13 protein-coding genes are annotated in these 15,127 nt (G+C 69.6%); 6 read left to right on the plus strand and 7 right to left on the minus strand.

The window, feature by feature from the left end; all coding sequences use genetic code 11:
• Positions 1-237 precede the first annotated feature (237 nt).
• The gene (locus FV233_RS15685) at positions 238-2,427 is read right to left on the minus strand and encodes a TonB-dependent receptor (protein ID WP_147897997.1); all 2,190 of its coding nucleotides are present in this window, start codon (positions 2,425-2,427) and stop codon (positions 238-240) included.
• Positions 2,428-2,864: 437 nt separating this feature from the next.
• Here FV233_RS15685 and FV233_RS15690 point away from each other — a divergent pair, with 437 nt between their 5' ends.
• Positions 2,865-3,197, plus strand: coding sequence for a hypothetical protein (locus FV233_RS15690; RefSeq protein WP_147857839.1), 333 nt, complete (start codon positions 2,865-2,867; stop codon positions 3,195-3,197).
• Positions 3,198-3,519: 322 nt separating this feature from the next.
• On the opposite strand, the gene FV233_RS30370 is transcribed toward FV233_RS15690, so the two are convergent.
• Complete coding sequence (locus tag FV233_RS30370) at positions 3,520-3,714, minus strand: hypothetical protein (RefSeq protein WP_187278123.1); 195 nt, start codon at positions 3,712-3,714, stop codon at positions 3,520-3,522.
• On the opposite strand from FV233_RS30370, the gene FV233_RS15695 reads away from it, so the two are divergent.
• The 4 genes from FV233_RS15695 (at position 3,689) to garD (ending at position 8,444) form a co-directional block, all read left to right on the plus strand.
• Positions 3,689-4,822: a branched-chain amino acid ABC transporter substrate-binding protein gene (locus FV233_RS15695; RefSeq protein WP_147897998.1), complete on the plus strand. Its 1,134-nt coding sequence runs from the start codon at positions 3,689-3,691 to the stop codon at positions 4,820-4,822. The two genes, FV233_RS30370 and FV233_RS15695, sit on opposite strands and share 26 nt — an antisense overlap.
• A gap of 184 nt (positions 4,823-5,006) precedes the next feature.
• Positions 5,007-5,897 carry a LysR family transcriptional regulator gene (locus FV233_RS15700; protein WP_147897999.1) on the plus strand — a complete coding sequence of 297 codons (891 nt, stop codon included), beginning with the start codon at positions 5,007-5,009 and terminating at the stop codon, positions 5,895-5,897.
• Positions 5,898-6,060: 163 nt separating this feature from the next.
• Positions 6,061-6,831, plus strand: coding sequence for an HpcH/HpaI aldolase/citrate lyase family protein (locus tag FV233_RS15705; RefSeq protein WP_147856228.1), 771 nt, complete (start codon positions 6,061-6,063; stop codon positions 6,829-6,831).
• Between the two features lie 14 nt (positions 6,832-6,845).
• Positions 6,846-8,444 carry a galactarate dehydratase gene (garD, locus tag FV233_RS15710; protein WP_246689997.1) on the plus strand — a complete coding sequence of 533 codons (1,599 nt, stop codon included), beginning with the start codon at positions 6,846-6,848 and terminating at the stop codon, positions 8,442-8,444.
• 74 nt (positions 8,445-8,518) lie between these two features.
• On the opposite strand, the gene FV233_RS15715 is transcribed toward garD, so the two are convergent.
• Both FV233_RS15715 and FV233_RS15720 read right to left on the minus strand, forming a co-directional pair.
• The gene (locus FV233_RS15715; protein WP_147898000.1) at positions 8,519-8,908 is read right to left on the minus strand and encodes a type II toxin-antitoxin system VapC family toxin; all 390 of its coding nucleotides are present in this window, start codon (positions 8,906-8,908) and stop codon (positions 8,519-8,521) included.
• The gene (locus tag FV233_RS15720; protein WP_147856226.1) at positions 8,901-9,188 is read right to left on the minus strand and encodes an AbrB/MazE/SpoVT family DNA-binding domain-containing protein; all 288 of its coding nucleotides are present in this window, start codon (positions 9,186-9,188) and stop codon (positions 8,901-8,903) included. Before FV233_RS15720 ends, FV233_RS15715 begins: the two co-directional genes overlap by 8 nt.
• A gap of 337 nt (positions 9,189-9,525) precedes the next feature.
• On the opposite strand from FV233_RS15720, the gene FV233_RS15725 reads away from it, so the two are divergent.
• Entirely contained in the window at positions 9,526-10,770 is a 1,245-nt protein-coding gene (locus FV233_RS15725) for a PepSY-associated TM helix domain-containing protein (protein ID WP_238259662.1), read from the plus strand.
• 464 nt (positions 10,771-11,234) lie between these two features.
• Here FV233_RS15725 and FV233_RS15730 read toward each other — a convergent pair whose 3' ends face one another.
• From FV233_RS15730 to FV233_RS15740, 3 genes are all read right to left on the minus strand, one after another.
• The gene (locus tag FV233_RS15730) at positions 11,235-13,409 is read right to left on the minus strand and encodes a TonB-dependent siderophore receptor (RefSeq protein WP_147898001.1); all 2,175 of its coding nucleotides are present in this window, start codon (positions 13,407-13,409) and stop codon (positions 11,235-11,237) included.
• Between the two features lie 609 nt (positions 13,410-14,018).
• Entirely contained in the window at positions 14,019-14,651 is a 633-nt protein-coding gene (locus FV233_RS15735) for a TetR/AcrR family transcriptional regulator (protein WP_147898002.1), read from the minus strand.
• On the minus strand, positions 14,648-14,947 hold the full coding sequence (locus FV233_RS15740; RefSeq protein ID WP_147857336.1) for a hypothetical protein: 300 nt from the start codon (positions 14,945-14,947) through the stop codon (positions 14,648-14,650). The genes FV233_RS15735 and FV233_RS15740 overlap by 4 nt, the downstream gene beginning before the upstream one ends.
• Positions 14,948-15,127: the final 180 nt, after the last annotated feature.

Below are 15,127 nucleotides of genomic sequence, written 5' to 3' on the forward strand. Positions count from 1 at the left end.
ATATTGGTATGAATGATACTATAAATAACTGAGGCTGTGATCTGCTTATCAATCGACAGGTCTCGTTGAAAACCTGTGAGAGGGTTGCCGGAAGGGTCCTTCTCCGGTCGGCCGAGGCGGCGGATGCTTTCGACGCGCGGGTGCGTCGACGCCGGCGGACGCCCGGGAGCACCGGACGAGGCACCACATGGAATCGGTGACCGACCCCCGCCGGCGGGGGGGGCCTTCGTCGGGCGGTCAGAAATCCGCCGACAGCGACGCCAGGAAGGTCTGCGGCGTGCCGTAGCTGAGCGCGCCCTGGGCCGACGAGCCCCAGTACCGGGCGCCGGCCGCGTTCTCGACGTTGAAGCGGGCCGTCAGCGGCGTCCCGTTCGCCGTGAAGCTGTAGCGGATGCCGAGGTCGAGGCGCGTCCAGTCCGGGATCTTCTGCGTGTTGGCCTGATCGTAGTACTGTGCGGACGTGTAGATCACCCGCCCCGTCAGGGTCACGCCGGCGAGGATCGAGGCCGGCAGATCCACCTCGCCGCCGAGGTTGACCTGCGCGTTCGGCACGCCCGGTGCGACGTGGCCGTCGAACAGGCCCCCGGCCGTCCTGCTGAGCCGCCCGTCGAGGAGCGTCAGTCCGCCGAGCACGCGGACGCCCTCGGCCGGGGCGCCGAACACGTTCAGGTCGATGCCCTGGTTGCGCTGCTCGCCGTTCAGGCTGAAGATCCGGGTCCTGGGATCGAGGATCCCGGAGGGCTGCGCGATCTCGAAGAACGCCAGGGTGAGCCCGACCGGGTCGAGGTCGAGCTTGGCCCCGGTCTCGATCTGGCTGGTCCTGACCGGCGGGAACGTCGTGCCGGCATTGGCCGCGGTGGCGGGCGGGCTGGGCCCGAAGCCGAACCCCTCGGCGTAGCTGGCATACAGGGACAGGTTCTCCAGCGGCTTGACGATCAGCGCGGCGACCGGGGTCGAGCCCGATGTGTCGTAGCGCGCCGAGTAGCCGCCGTTCGGCAAGGCCAGGTCGCGCGTCACGTCCTGGAAGCGGCCGCCCGCGATGGCCTGGACGCGCCCGTCGAGGATCGACGCCGTGTCGGTGACGGCGAGCCCGTCCAGCGCCGACAGGGTCGTCACGCTCGGGCTCGGCATGGGCCGGGTCGGCCTGGCGACGAGGATCGGCGCGTACAGGGCGGACCGGAATTGCCGCGCCCCGACCGCGGTGGCGAAGGGCTCGCGCATCGCGTAATGCGTCGCCACGACGGCGACCGAATGCCGGACCGGCCCGGTGTCGATCCGGGCCCGCAGGCCGACCTCGCCCGTCCATTGCTGGTTGTCGGCGGAGACGGTCCGGATCTGCTGCCGCAGGCTGCCGGCGGCATCCGTGAGCGTCGACTGCGTCCGGAAGAAGTCGCGCGTCGCCAGCGAGCCGCCCACCGCGCCGAACAGCGTCACGTCCGGGGCCAGATCGTACTCCGCGCGCAGGACGCCGAAACCGTGCTCGAGATCCGAGCGCTCCCAGGGCTGCTGCACGTTGCGGGTCAGCTTGGGCGCCCGCGGGATCCGGACGCCCGGAAGGACCGTGAGGCTGTTGCTCTCGGCGTCGAGGTCGAGGTGCTGGTAGCCGGCATCGAGGCTGAGCCTCACGGCCTCGCCCCGGACGTCGAGCCCCAGCGACAGGAAGCCGAGGCCCAGGTTCTGGTGGTCGATCGGGGTCGATCCGTTGCGGTAGGCCCCGTTGATCCGGACGCCGACCGCATCGCCCTCCCCGAAGCGCCGGCCGACGTCAAAAGTCCCGCCGGCATTGCCGGTGGAGAGATACTGCGCCGTGACGCGGGTCAGCGGCGTCTCGGCGGCCCGTTTGGGGACGAGGTTGATGACGCCGACGGCGCTGCCGGAGGGCGGAAAGCCGTACAGGAAGGCCCCCGGGCCGCTCAGGATCTCGACCCGCTCGAGCCCCTCCACCGCCGGCCGGTACACGTTCGTGATGCCGTAGAGGCCGTCGAACGCGTAGTCGCGGGAGTTGACGTAGAAGCCGCGGATGAAGCTGCTCGGTTGCGAGGCGAAGGGCGGCTGCTGGTCGCGGACGGAGGGGTTGTTCGCGAACACGTCGGCCAGGGTCTGGGCCTGCTGGTTGCGGAGCAGCGCCTCCGTATAGTTCGCCTGCGTGAACGGCGTGTCGAACACGCCGCGATGGCCCAGGAACCCGACGCGGCCGCCGCCGGCCACCTGCCCGCCGGCGAACGCGGCCGGCGGCTGGCCGATCGTCCCGGTCGGCGGCGGCCCGGAATTTCGCATGGTCCCGCCATGCGATTCCACCGAGAGCTCGTCGAGGACGACCGCGTGCTGCGCCGCCGCGGCCTGACTCAGCGCGACCAGGGACGTCGCCGCCAGCATCGCGCCGGCGAGACCGTCGCGCGCAGCACATCCCAGGGCTCGGGAGGACATCGGCGTCTAACTCTCTGTCGTGGAAGATAATCCCATAGCAAAGAGGCGAGATCCCATCAATGGTCGTTCTGGTCGGCGAGTTATAATTTAAGTACATTAGAAGTTCGGGTCGATATTTGTTTCTTTTGATCGAAAATAAATCCGTGATCTGTTTCGTGCTGGCGGCGGTAGTCCGAAAAAGATGGTGATTTGCATTCCCCATCGATTGTCAGGCCGGGGCGGGCCTGGCTCCTGAACGCGATCGGGGCGACCTCGGTATCGGGCGCTTCGTGAGCTGGTCGCGCGGATCCGCCGTTTCCAAGTCTCCGCCGCCTCCGTCGGCCGGGGCGCGGGATGGCCGTGGCCGCCGGGACCGGCGCGCGCGCCGTCCCCCCTCCGGGGCGATCGAACCATCTGGGGCCCAACGCGTTTCCAGGCTCGGTGAGGAGACAGGTACGATGAAAGCGTTTTTGGCTGCGGTCGCCGTCGGCTTCGGCGTGATGTCCGCGCTCGGGCCGGCCCTCGCTCAGCGCGGACCCGATTATGGCTATGGCGGCCGGGATTACGGCGACCGCGACCGGGACCGCGATGATGACCGCGGTCGGGATCGCGGCGAGCGCGGCTACGGCGACCGGGGCTACGGCGAGCGCGCCTATGGCGGGTTCGACGAGCGCGAGTATCTGCGCTGCAACCCCGATGTCCGCCGGGCCATCGCCAACGGCCAGATGGAGTCCGGTGCGGCCCATTACCGGACCTTCGGACGTCGCGAGGGGCGCCGCCTGAGCTGCTGACGCGATCGCGTCGGCCGCGGCTCCGACGGGAGGCGCCGCGGCCGGTCAGGCAACCGCCACGCCCGAGACAGCAGAGCCTACTCGGCGCCGGGCGCCGGGGAGATCGAAGGAGGAGCCCCGGCAGCGATCTGCCGGGATGGGCGTGCGTGCTCCCGCGCGCGGCTTCCGGACCTGAGCGCGGCACGGCCGTCGCGCCCGTCCGACGAATCATCGATCCGACGCCGCCGTCCGGTCGATCGATCCCGCCGCTTCCCCGGCCAGGATCGGGGCTACGCCCGCGCCGTTCGGCGCCGATTGCGGCGTGACAGGGTCCGGATCGGTTTCAGATCAGTGCCGTGCGGCACATCCCTATGCTTGCGGCCTTGACGGCGCGGCAGGTTGAAAACAGGCTTGCGCCCGCGTCGCGGCAGGTCGATGCACGGTCGTCGGGTCTGGCCGAAACATTGCGTCGGTCTGCCGGGGCGGGTTGGACTTCGAGCGCGGGGGCGGTCATGAGGAGAATACTGTCGTTGACCATCGTTGGTCTTCTGACGATTGGCGCTGCACAGGCCCAGGACAAAGGTGGACCGATCAAGATCGGTGTCTCGGCCGGCGTGACCGGGCCGTATGCGGCTTTCGGCGTGCAGGTGAAGAACGGCGTCAGCCAGGCGATCGAGGACATCAACAAGGCCGGCGGCATCAAGGGCCGGCCGTTCGAGCCGATCTACGGCGACGACGCCTCCGACCCGAAGCAGGGCGTGTCGATCGCCAACAAGCTCGCCGCGGACGGCGTGACGATGGTGGTGGGCGCCTTCGCCTCCAGCGTGTCGATCCCCGCCTCCGACGTCTACCTCGATGCCGGCATCGTCCAGGTCACCCCGTCCTCCACCAACGTGAAGTTCACCGAGCGCGGGATGTGGAACACCTTCCGCACCTGCGGCCGCGACGACCAGCAGGGCGTGGTGGCGGGCGCGTACCTGGCCGATCACTTCAAGGGCAAGCGGATCGCCTTCGTCCACGACAAGTCGTCCTACGGCAAGGGTCTGGCGCAGGAGACCCAGATGACGCTCAAGGCCAAGGGCGGCAAGGAGGTGCTGTTCGAGGGCGTCAACCCGGGCGAGAAGGACTACTCGGCGCTCGTGTCCAAGTTGAAGTCGGCCAACGTCGACGTGGTCTATTACGGCGGCTTCCACACCGAGGCCGGGCTGATCCTGCGCCAGATGCGCGACCAGGGCCTGAACGCGACCCTGGTCGGCGGCGACGGCCTCGCCCCGAAGGAGTTCGTGCAGATCGCCGGCGACGGCGCCGAGGGCACGCTGATGACCTTCTCGCCGGATGCCCGGAAGAACGCGAGCGCCCAGGCCGTGGTCGCGGCGTTCAAGGCCAAGACCATCGATCCCGACGCCTACACGCTCTACGCCTACGCGGCCGTGCAGGTGCTGGCCAAGGCCGCCGCCGAGACCGGCTCCATAGAGGGCAAGGTTCTGGCCGACTGGCTGCACCAGGGCAAGACGATCGAGACCGTGGTCGGCCCGATCGCGTACGACAAGAAGGGCGACCTCACCCGGCCCGACTACGTGATCTACGCCTGGAAGAAGGGCGCCGACGGTAAGATCGACTACGCCGGCAACGAGTTGGCGCCGTAAGACCAGCGCCCCGCGAACCTCGGGGCTCCGCGCCCCGAGCCCTGCCGAAGGGCCGCGGGCCCTTCGGGATCCCCGGACCTGTGCGCAGGTCCGGTGGAGGCCGGTACCTCTATCGGCCGAACGACTGAGGGGCGCAGAGGCCTTATGATCTCCCCTCCGCGTCCCGGCGTGCAGGGGAGATCCGATGTTCGACTTCAGCCAGCTCCGGTGCTTCGCCGCCGTGGCGGAGGAGCTGCATTTCGGGCGTGCGGCCGCCCGGCTGAACATGACGCAACCGCCCCTGTCGCGGCAGATCCAGGTGCTGGAGCGGGTGCTCGACGTGCAGCTCCTGGAGCGCACCAGCCGATCCGTCCGGCTGACCGCGGCCGGGCGCAGCTTCCTGCCGGAGGCGCAGCGCATCCTCCGGCTCGCCGAGACCGCGACGCACGTCACCCGCCAGGTCGCGGCCGGGCGCGCGGGGGTGCTGAAGCTCGGCTTCACCGCGGCCTCGGCCTACGATGTCCTGCCCCGCCTCGTCACCGCCCTCCGGCGGGCGCTGCCCGACGTCACGCTGGCGCTGCGCGAGATGGTCAGCCGGGATCAGGTCGAGGAGCTCCTCGCCGGCCGTCTCGACGCGGCCCTGGTGCGTCCGCCCATCGTCCATCCGGACCTGATCGCGGTCCGGGCGCTGGCCGAGCCCCTGGTGGTGGCCCTGCCGGCCGGGAATCCCCTGGCGGCGCGCGCGCATCTCGCCCCGGGCGATCTCGGCGGCGAACCGTTCATCGCCTACGCGCCGAACGAGGCGCGCTACTTCCACGACCTGATCCTCGGCCTGCTCGCGGAGGCGGCCGTGGAGCCCCGGATCGTGCAGTGGATGACCCAGATCCACTCGATCCTGGCCCTGGTCCGGGCCGACCTCGGCATCGCCCTCGTGCCGGCGGCGGCCGAGCGCCTGCGCTTCGAGGGCGTGGCGTTCCGGCCGCTGGTGCTGCCGGCCCCCCGCCCCGCCGAGCTGGTCCTGGCCTGGCGGCGCGACGCGGACGAGCCGCTGATCGCCCGGCTGGTCGCGATCCTGGCGGAGCTGCCCCCGGCCTGATCCAAGCGCCCGCGGCCTGGATGAGCCAAGCGCCCGCGGCATCGATCGATGCGCCGACGGTATCGATCGATCCAGCCTTTGGCTTTGACCTCCGGTGGAAAGGCTGCGCCTGATGGGCACCCGACGGCCCGCAGAGGCCGGGGCCGCCAGGAGAGGGATCGCCATGGACCGACTCACCAACCGCTTCAAGGCCGCCCTCGGCGCGGGGCGCCAGCAGATCGGCCTGTGGTGCAGCCTCGCGAGCCCGATCTCCACCGAGATCGTCGCCGGCGCCGGGTTCGACTGGCTGCTCCTCGACATGGAGCACTCCGCCAACGACCTGCGGGATATCTACTTCCAGCTCCAGGCCATGATGGAGAACGCCACCAACCCGGTGGTGCGGGTGCCGAGCGACGACCCCATCACCATCAAGCGCATCCTGGATGCCGGCGCCCAGTCGCTGATGATCCCCAATATCGACGATGCCGCGCAGGCCGAGCGGGTCGTGGCGGCGACGCGCTACGCGCCCCGCGGCATCCGCGGCTTCTCGCAGGCGCCCCGGGCCGCCCGGTTCGGGCGCATCCCGGACTACCACACCCGCTGTGAGGCTGAGATCGTCGTGATCGTGCAGGTCGAGTCCCGCCGCGCCCTCGACAATCTGGACGCGATCGCCGCCGTGGAAGGCGTGGACGGCGTGTTCATCGGGCCCGGCGACCTCTCCACCAGCCTCGGCCATCTCGGCCAACAGGGTCACCCGGAGGTGGTCGCGACCATCGAGGCGGCCATCGGCCGGATCGTGAAGGCCGGCAAGCATGCCGGCATCCTCACGCCGAGCGAGGACCTGGCCAAGCGCTACATCGCGGCCGGCACCCGGTTCACCGCGGTCGGCTCGGATCTGGGGTTGCTCGCGCGCAACGCCGAGGCCCTGGCCGGGCGTTTCCGCACCGAAGGCTGAGCAGGGAACGTCCGATGCAGGCCGAGATCGACAGCGCGACCCAGGATCGCCGGACGAAGGATCGCCCGACCCAGGATCGCCCGGCCGGGGACGTGCCGCGCACGATCCGGCTGAGCGAGCACGACAACGTCGCGATCGTGGTCAACGCCTTCGGGCTGCCCGCCGGCACGGCGTTCCCGGACGGGCTCGAACTCGTCGAGTTCGTCCCGCAGGGCCACAAGGTGGCGCTGTCCGACATCCCGGAGGGCGGCGCGGTGCGTCGCTACGGCGAGGTGGTCGGCATCGCCACGCAAGCGATCCCGCGGGGGGGCTGGGTCGAGGAATCCCGGGTCGCGACCCCGGTCGCCCCCGCCCTCGACGCGCTGGAACTCGCCACACGGGTGCCGGCGCCCCTGCCCCCGCTCGAGGGCTACACCTTCGAGGGCTACCGCAACCCGGACGGGTCGGTGGGCACCAAGAACATCCTGGCGATCTCGATCAGCGTGCAATGCGTCGCCGGCACCCTCGACGTGGCGATCAGGCGGATCAAGCAGGAGCTGCTGCCGCGCTTCCCCAACGTCGACGACGTGGTCGGCCTCACCCATGCGTATGGCTGCGGCGTCGCCATCAACGCCCCGGAGGCTGTGGTGCCGATCCGGACCCTCCAGAGCCTCGCGCAGAACCCGAATTTCGGCGGCGAAGTGATGGTGGTCGGGCTGGGCTGCGAGAAGCTCGTCTCGGAGCGGCTGCTGCCCGACGGCGGCGCCGCCGGGGACGGGGTGGTCCGGCTCCAGGACGAGCGCCACCAGGGTTTTTCCGCGATGCTCGACAGCATCCTGGCGATGGCGGAAGCCCGCCTGGAGGTGCTGAACCGGCGCACCCGCGAGACCTGTCCGGCCTCCGATCTCGTGATCGGCCTGCAATGCGGCGGCAGCGACGCGTTCTCCGGCGTCACCGCCAACCCGGTCCTCGGTTACTGCGCCGACCTGATCGTGGCCTGCGGCGGCACCGTGCTGTTCTCCGAGGTCACCGAGGTCCGCGACGCGATCCACCTCCTGACCCCCCGGGCCAGGACGCCGGAGGTGGCCCAGGCCCTGATCCGCGAGATGGCCTGGTACGATGCCTATCTCGCCAAGGGCGAGGCCGACCGCCGGGCCAACCCGTCGCCCGGCAACAAGAAGGGCGGCCTCAACAACATCGTCGAGAAGGCCCTGGGCTCGGTCGCCAAGTCCGGCACCGGCGCGATCGCCGGGGTGCTGGCGCCGGGCGAGCGCGTCCGCGAGAAGGGCCTGATCTTCGCCGCGACCCCAGCCAGCGACTTCGTCTGCGGCACGCTCCAGCTCGCCTCGGGGATCACCCTGCAGGTGTTCTCCACCGGCCGCGGCACGCCCTACGGTCTCGCTCAGGCCCCGGTGATCAAGGTCGCCACCCGGACGGAGCTGGCCGAGCGCTGGTCCGACCTGATCGACCTCGATGCCGGCCGCATCGCCACCGGCGAGGCCACGATCGAGCAGGTCGGCTGGGAGCTGTTCCACCTGATCCTCGACGTGGCGAGCGGGCGCAAGCGGCCCTGGTCCGACCGCTGGGGCCTGTTCAACGACCTGACCCTGTTCAACCCGGCGCCGATCACCTGAGGCCGGGCCGCGGTCGCGGAGCCTCACAATGCCGTGCCGGGCTTGGGCAAGCGCGGCCTGCCGATCCGTGCCGGTCAGCGCAGCACGTCGATGTCGACCGAAACGGTCTGGCCCAGCCGCGCCCAGGCCCTGTCCGACGTCAGGGCCGGAGCGTTCTCCAGCCTTGCGGTCGCCAGACAGGCGCGGTCCCCGAGCGAGAGGCCGGCGTGCCGGGTGAGTGGGCGCATCCCGGCGGTTTCCCGCGCCTCCACCATCCCGAACGGCAAGATCGTGAGTTGCAATCCTTCGAGGATCGAGTAGACGGTGTTTCCGGGTATGCCGAGGTCGAAAAGTTTCGTCATGACCTCGGCCGCGTTGACAGCGGAGACCTTGGCGCCGGGCAGGTGAGCGGCCACGCGGTCGGCTCCGGCCTCGTCGAAGATGACCGTCAGGACGGCCGATGCGTCGAGGATCGGATCAGGCATGCGGGTCGGCGTTGCCCTCGGCATCCTCACGGGCCGCGTCTGCACGTTTCTCCGCGATGAACGCATCGACCACGGATCCGCGGCCCTCGGCAAAGGGCGCCGCCAGGCTACGGACACGCTTCAGGGCCTGCTCGACCGTTGTGATGCGGATGCCATCTTCATCCTGTGTGAGGATGACGCGGCCCGATCCGGTCAGACCCAGGATGCGGCGCATCTCCGCGGGAAGGTTCATCCTCCCGTTCTCGCCGACCTGGACCGTCCGGCGCAGAGGTTGATGCATCGAATCGAGCCCCTTTCACAGACCATGCGGGAGTGGGTGGCGTATCCCGGGCATGATCCTGTCACCGGATGGCGGCTCTGTCACCCGTCAGATCGCGTAGGGCTACGCGGCTCGTCGTCGTCTGCGTGGCCGAACTCTGCGCGAGCATCTTTCCACGAAGGAGAAATCCATTCGGCTCTGACAATGCCACACTATCAAAGACCTCGCGCATCATCGGGAAAGGTCGCCCCCGGCTTTCGAAAAACGAGGACGCGACATCAAAGGTCTAGAGCATCATCCCGAAGCCGATGTCCAAGACGATGTTCTCGAGCAAAATTCGTTTTAACGGGACCGGATTTTGCGCTACGCAGCCGGCATCGTGAAGCCGCTGCCGATTCCCTCCCCCCGGACCGTCCTGTTCCGCCTGCACTGGGCGCTCGGCCTCACCGCCGGGTTCGTGCTCGCGCTGATGGGCCTGACCGGCGCGCTGATGAGCTACGAGGAGGCGATCACCGCCTTCGCCAACCGCGACCGGATGCGGGTCGAGGCGGCGGACCGGGTGCCGCTTGCCCCCACCGCCCTCGCCGCCCGGATCGACGCCCAGGCGGGCGGCCGAATCGTGAACGCCCTCACCCTGTCGGACGACCCGAACGCGAGCGCGTTCGTGCGCTTCGCCCGCGACCCGGAGACCCGGGTGCGGCCGCCCTCGGTCTATGCCGACCCCTATGACGGCGCGGTGCTGGGCCCCGTCCGGCTCGAGGCGGCCTTCGCGACGGTGCGGGACCTGCACCGCTGGCTGCTCATTCCCGGCGGGTCCAAGGGCTGGGGCCGGACCATCACGGGGGCTTGCACCCTGGCGCTGATCGTGTTCCTCGCCACCGGCCTCTACCTGCGCTGGCCCAAGATCCATCGTTGGCGGATCTGGCTGAAGCCGAGCCTGTCGCGGCCGGGCCGGCCGCGCTGGTGGTCCCTGCACGCCGTGGCCGGGACCTGGCTGACGCCGGTCTACCTGGTCATCGCGCTCACCGGCCTGACCTGGTCCTACCCGGCGTTCAAGGACGGCGCCACCTGGCTGCTCGCCGGGCCGTCGGAGCGGGCGAAGCCGGCCCGCATGGCCGGCCATGGGGAGGCTTCTCCCGTGCCGGACTCCCGGCCCGACGCCGTCGACCGCGCCTGGGCGGCGTTCCGGGCCGGAGAGGGGCAGGAGGCCGGCGTCGTGACCCTGACCCTGCCGGGGGCCGACACGGCGACGATCCGCATCCGCTGGCTGCCCCGGGGTGTCGCGTCCCTCAGCGCCCGCAACGAGGCGCGCTACGACGCCGCCACGGGCGCCTTCCTGTCAGCCGAGCACGCCGCCGACACGCCCCTCGGGCGGCAGATCCTCCAGTCCATCCTGGAGGTGCATCGCGGCCGGTTCTTCGGCGACCTGTTCGCCCTGCTGTTCTGCCTGGCAGCGCTGGCCATGCCGGGCTTCGCCGCCACCGGCCTGACCCTCTACATCCTGCGTCGCCGCGCGAGCCGCCGGCGTGCGCAGCCGAGAGCCGCGACGCCCCTCCGCGTGGCGAAGCCCCGCCCGGAGCCCGTCGGCGACACGGGACGGTAGCGCGGCGAGGACGACCGGGTTTCCAAAGGGCTCAGCCCTTTGGCGGGGTTCGGGGCAAGACCTCTAGGATTTGGCCCCTGATGGATCGGGCAAAGCCCGACAGCAGGGTTCCACCCTGCGCCCGCAAAAGGTCCCAGACACAGCGGTTTCAAGATGTTGGGCTGAGACCAGGACATGTGTCGAGCAGGTCCGCCCGGCCCTTTCCCGGGCGCATGCAGCGCTAGCGGAATGCGACCCGGGATCCAGCACAATACGGCGCGCAGCGTCCGCCTGATCGACCCGTGCCGCTGGCGCGGCGCTTCGTGTGCTGGATCCCGGATCAGGTTCCGCTTCGCTTCACCCGTCCGGGAAAGGCGCGCGCGTGATCGGCTCGGGAGCGCCGATCCCACGACGCGCACCTGGCCAAACACCTTGAAAGGGCTGGGCTGGAGGCCTCTCGAACCCCTGATTTGCGCCGATCCGGCTCACATCCGCGCAGTGATCGTCGCCAGGAGGGTGAAAGGCGCACCGGGGGTGTTGTTGAACTGATTGAACGGCTGCTCGATGTAGCGTGCGTTCGCCAGGTTCCGGATGTTGACCGCGAACCGGTAATGCGCGTCGATGTCGTAATACACGGCTGCGTCGACCCGATTGTACGCCCCGACCTTGTAGCTGTTGTTGAGGTCGCCGAAGCGCTGGCCGACATGGGTGACGCCGATGCCGAGCCCGAGACCGCGCAGGGAGCCGGCCTGGACATCGTACGTCGTCCACACGCTGCCGCTGAAGGCCGGCGCGCCCAAGAGGCGGTTGCCGACCGCGAAGACCCTGTCCTTGGTGATCCGCGCATCGAGATAGCCGACGCCGCCGATGACCTTCCAGCCCGGAAGGATCTCGCCGGCCAGGTCCGCCTCGACGCCCTCCGAACGCTGCTGGCCGGTGATCACCGAGAAACCGGTGTTGACGGGGTCGTTGCCGGCGACGTTGTTGCGGGTGATCCGGAAGGCGGCCGCGCTCAGGGTCAGGTCGGGGTTGATGTCGATGCGGGTTCCGACCTCGAGCTGCTCGCCCGTCTCGGGCGCCGGGTTGACGACGTTGAGGACGTTCGCGGTCTGCGGCGCGAAGGACGTGGCGTAGCTGGCATAGAACGTCAGCGGCTCGAACGGCCGATAGATCAGGCCGACCCGCGGCGAGGCGCCGAACAACTCCTGCTCCGGCGGCTGGGTCTTCGAGCCCGGTACGCGGGCGAAATAATATTGGGTGCCGAGATCGAACCGGGCGCCGAGCACGAGCTGCAACTGGGGCGTGAGGGCGATCTGGTCCTGCAGGTAGAAACCGAACAGTTCGAGCCTCTGCTTCAGGTCTTGCTGGAGCGAGAGAGCTCCGGGCGTGCCGCCGAAGACCGGGTTGAGGAAGCTGACCGGGGTGTAGGTGCCCTGCTGGGAATACGGGTGGCGGAAACCGTTGGTGTACTCGAACCCCGCTAGGGCCGTGTGGGAGAAGCCGAACGTGTCGAACTTCATGATCGCTTCGGTCTGCGTATCCATCGCGGCGAAATGCGAGTCGACCGAGGTGTCGCGTCGCGTGACCTGAGTGCCGGCAGCGTTGACGCCGGTGGCGCGGGCTGCAAACAGGTTGAACGCCCCCCATTGCCCGTTGATCACTTGCCGCAGCGTCAGGTTTTCATTGACGTCGTGTTCGGCCCGCATCGTGATCCCGTTGACCTCGCCGTAATAGCGCGAGGACGGCTCGCCGTAGTAGCGGCGGATGTTGTCCAGCGGCACGCGGCCACGGAAAGCGATGAGCCCCTCATCGTACTGGGTGCGCTGGCTGGTGGCTTCCGCGTTGATGTAGACCCTCGTGTCGGCGCTCGGCGTCCAGCTCAGCGCCGGCGCGATGAAGATGCGCCGGTTGGTGTCGCCGCCGATGTCGCGGAAGGTCGGATCCTCCTGCGCGGCGAAGGTGAGGCGCGCGGCCAGCCCATCGATGGACGGGATCGCGCTGGAAACCGAGCCCTGGAACCGCCGGAAGCCGAAGCTGCCGCCCTGGACGCTCGCGTCCGCGGTCGGCTCCAGGGTCGGCCTGCGGGTGACGATGTTGACGACCCCGCCCGGGTCGCCCCGGCCGAACAGCACGGAGGCGGGCCCCTTGATCACCTCGACCCGTTCGGCGTTCGCGAGGTCGCGTTCCACCGGATAGAAGTTGATCGCCGGATTGACCAGGATGCCGTCGACGGCGAAGAGCTGCGTGGCGAAGCCGCGGATGACGTAGTTCTGCGAGCGGCCCTGCACGGTGCTGCCGGGCGTGACGTTGCTGACATTGGTGACGGCATCGGTCAGGCGCAGGTCCTGCTGGTCCGTGATCACCTGGCGCGGGACGACGTTGATCGATTGCGGCGAGTCCCGCAGGGGCGTGTCGGTCTTGGTCGCGGTCGCCGAGCGCGTGGCGCGATAGCCGACGACCGGGCCGTCCGCCCGCTCGGGACCCGTGCCGGTGACGCTCAGTTCCGAGAGTATGACCTCGTCCTGGATCGGGCTGGATTGTGCGTGGACGACAGTCGTCGATGCCGCAAGCAGAGTCAAAACCAGCCCGTATCGCTTATTGTTTGTGCAATTGCGGTCTGAGTTTGCGACAACGGCGCGGATTGTTCGGCCTTGAGGCATAGTTTTGAGTCATTCTTAAGAAGATCGTCGCGTCGATGCGCCCTCGTCTTTGCGTACGATTGTCGGCCTGATTCAATGCGTGATTGTAATCGACGGGCTCACAGGCGCAGGAACTCATCGGACGTGTCCGGTGCGTCACACATCCCTTTGGAATGATTTTAAATCTTACGGATTGTGGAGACTTAAACGTGCGCAAATGCGCAAAATACACGTCCAGGCGTTGATGCGGGTCGCGCCCGGGCGGAGATCGACAGGCGCGCCCGTCGGCCTCTTCGAATCAGATGCGCGCTCATCGCGTCCGAGTCCTTCGCGCGCGTCGCCGTGCATTCGGATCGGGGGCCCCCGGGCGCGCGGGTCGCGGCCTGCGGCTGGCCCGGCGCGGCGCGTGCCACCCATATCGAGGCCTGCGGGCTGCGCAGCACCGCGCGCAGGCAGCCGCGCACCGTGGCGGCTCGGCCCAGATCGATACGTCCTAGGATGTGCCGTCGCCGCCGTTGGCGATCCTGCCGGTGCGGAACCGGGCCGGCCTTGTCCGGCGGTCCTTACGCCGCGCCGTGTTGCGGATTGCGCCGGACGAGCGAGCCGCAGGGCTCGGTCCGCAGACGGGAATCAGTGGTCCGGCCGCGGCATGCCCGGGGCGGCGCGCGGCAGGCGGCCGTCGAGGCCGGTCGCCAGCAGGGCGTGGAGCTGGGCGACCGCGGGGGCCGGATCGTAATCGGGCAGGATCGCGCGGCCGACGATGATCCCCTTCATCAGCGGGGCGACCAGCCCGTAGAGCCGGTCCGGGTCGCAATCCGGGCTGGTGGCCAGCGCCGCGAAGGTTTCGGTGAACCAGTCCCGGGTCTCCGCCTCGGACCGGGCGGTCAGGTCGGAGATGGCGGGGTTGCGGGTGGCCTCCGACCAGATCTCCATGCGCAGCACCGCGGCCTCCCGGGTGATCGACACGAAGTAGCGCGCGATGAGGTCGAGCAGGGCCGCGCGCGGGTCGCCGCCGTGCCCCATCTCTTCGACGAGCTGGATGCCGCGCTCGCGCTCGCGCTCCACCAGCCCGACGACCAGGGCTTCCTTGGATTCGAAGTAGCGGTAGAAGTTGCCCGGGCTCATCGCGGCCTCGCGGGCGAGGTCCTGCATCGTGGCCCGGTGGAAGCCGTTGCGCACGAAGCAGGCCTCGGCGGCGTCGAGGATGTGTTCGCGCCGCGCGGCCTGGCCGGAGCGCGCCTCGGCGGCCGCCGGCACGCTCACGGGGCGAACTGCGCGACCGCGGCGACGCGGCTCTGGTCCTTGGCGGGGATGGTGGCCGCACAGGCCTGGGCGGTCTGGCTCAGGTCGGCGCACAGGCGCGCCTGCCAGCCCTTCGGACCCGCGCCGGTCCAGCTGATCAGCGCCATCCAGGCGAGGACCAGAACGGCGGCGAAGGTGAGGTTCGACGGGGTGCAGAAAGCCCGGACCGTCGCGAGGAGGCGCGCCGCGCCGGGTCCGGACGGGGCGAACCGGTCCTCATCCAGATCCGACCAGCGACCTTCGAGCGACAGAGCCATGGCTCACTCCTGCTTGCCCCACTGTCGTAATGAACGTTCATTCTCGCGTCAATGAACGTTCGTTCTCACGGGCAGGGATGGGCGGGCCGTCCGTCGATATGGTTTCTGGATGATTGCGTCGTGCCGTCCGGCCGATGCGAGGCGCAGGCCTCGGCCCCGCGCCCGGGACCGGCCAAACGG

This window comes from Methylobacterium sp. WL7, assembly GCF_008040085.1.
In the GTDB taxonomy this organism is placed as follows: domain Bacteria; phylum Pseudomonadota; class Alphaproteobacteria; order Rhizobiales; family Beijerinckiaceae; genus Methylobacterium; species Methylobacterium mesophilicum.

Bases quoted from the DNA above. Each gene is read 5' to 3' on its own strand.
- FV233_RS15740 (WP_147857336.1), bottom strand. From the start codon at position 14,947: ATGGCTCTGTCGCTCGAAGGTCGCTGGTCGGATCTGGATGAGGACCGG.
- FV233_RS30370 (WP_187278123.1), bottom strand. From the start codon at position 3,714: ATGGTCAACGACAGTATTCTCCTCATGACCGCCCCCGCGCTCGAAGTC.
- FV233_RS15685 (WP_147897997.1), bottom strand. From the start codon at position 2,427: ATGTCCTCCCGAGCCCTGGGATGTGCTGCGCGCGACGGTCTCGCCGGC.
- FV233_RS15720 (WP_147856226.1), bottom strand. From the start codon at position 9,188: ATGCATCAACCTCTGCGCCGGACGGTCCAGGTCGGCGAGAACGGGAGG.
- FV233_RS15690 (WP_147857839.1), top strand. From the start codon at position 2,865: ATGAAAGCGTTTTTGGCTGCGGTCGCCGTCGGCTTCGGCGTGATGTCC.
- FV233_RS15695 (WP_147897998.1), top strand. From the start codon at position 3,689: ATGAGGAGAATACTGTCGTTGACCATCGTTGGTCTTCTGACGATTGGC.
- FV233_RS15730 (WP_147898001.1), bottom strand. From the start codon at position 13,409: ATGCCTCAAGGCCGAACAATCCGCGCCGTTGTCGCAAACTCAGACCGC.
- FV233_RS15700 (WP_147897999.1), top strand. From the start codon at position 5,007: ATGTTCGACTTCAGCCAGCTCCGGTGCTTCGCCGCCGTGGCGGAGGAG.
- garD (WP_246689997.1), top strand. From the start codon at position 6,846: ATGCAGGCCGAGATCGACAGCGCGACCCAGGATCGCCGGACGAAGGAT.
- FV233_RS15705 (WP_147856228.1), top strand. From the start codon at position 6,061: ATGGACCGACTCACCAACCGCTTCAAGGCCGCCCTCGGCGCGGGGCGC.
- FV233_RS15715 (WP_147898000.1), bottom strand. From the start codon at position 8,908: ATGCCTGATCCGATCCTCGACGCATCGGCCGTCCTGACGGTCATCTTC.